Source organism: Holdemania sp. 1001302B_160321_E10 (assembly GCF_015552275.1).
Classification (GTDB): domain Bacteria; phylum Bacillota_I; class Bacilli_A; order Erysipelotrichales; family Erysipelotrichaceae; genus Holdemania.
Map to the genome: position 1 here is coordinate 1 of NZ_JADNEM010000084.1, position 1,147 is coordinate 1,147.

Genomic DNA, 1,147 nt, shown 5'->3' on the forward strand with positions numbered 1-1,147 from the left:
TATATTTCATAAGCCAAAATTCAATGCGTTCTTTCGTCATCATCGGCTTAATGGATTCGATCTGATGCAGCCTGTTTTTCAGCTCAACTTGTCGTTGTTCCAAAGCAGCCATTTGATCTTTCAACGACGCAGAGTACAAGCCATCTTCTATAGCGCGAATGATATTTGAGATTTTCTTTTCAACGTCTCTTAAATCGCGAGTAGTAATCTCTTTTTCCAGGGCGTATGAGTCATCCTTCTCCATGATTTCTGCACATCTTTCTGCGATGGTGGAAATAATGTCTTCTTTTAAAATAGCATTTTTAGTAAGCTCAAAAACCGCAGATTCGAGATCAGCTTTCACCACAGATTTCATACTGCAGGTTTTCTTTTTTTTCTTGTTGCAGCAGGTATAATAATAATGCTTTTCTCCATTACGTGATGTTCCGGAGTCGCCGAACAAGGATGCACCGCACTGTGCGCAAACAAGCTTCCCTGTTAAAACAAAACTGTCACCTTTTCTTTTTGTCATTTTTTTAAGCTCCCTTCTTTCTTGAATTGCGTTATATTCTTCCAAACTGATTATCGCCGGGATCATATTATCTATATATTGACCTTTAAATTTATAGGCCCCGGCATTACAGCGGTTATCAAGCATAGACGTAATATTGATTTCTGTGAAAGGTTTTCCCTTATGCCAGCGCCAACCTCTGCGATTGAAATCTCGCTTTATAGCAGCAATAGTCTTTCCTTGCAAATACTGATCTTTAGCTTCTCGGATGATCATGGCTTCCTCGGGTACGATTTCCGGCCTGCCATCGGCACCAGTACGATGCCCGAACTTACGTTGACCACCGTTACTCTTGCCTTTCAAAGCATTGTTGTCCATTCCGCGCCTGACCTTCTGGCTCAGCTCCAGAGAGTAATATTCAGCCATGCCTTCCAGGACGGATTCAAGGATGACAGATTCCGGATTGTCAGATAGGTTCTCCATAGCTGACAATAGTCTTATGTTATTTTTCTTCAAGCGCGCTTTAAGTGTGGCGCTGTCATAGCGGTTGCGTGCGAAGCGATCCAGCCGATAGACGATAACTACATCCACCTGCTTTCGATCGCAGTCATAGAGCATGCGCTGCAGCTCTGGACGGTTCTCTGCGTGCTTCCCGGA

At 43.4% G+C, this 1,147-nt stretch carries 1 protein-coding gene; it reads right to left on the bottom strand.

Annotation, left to right across the window (positions count from 1 at the left end; translation table 11 throughout):
• Positions 1 to 1,147 (bottom strand): recombinase family protein (locus tag I2D94_RS18140; RefSeq protein WP_195397923.1); only part of this gene is annotated, 1,147 nt, incomplete at both ends.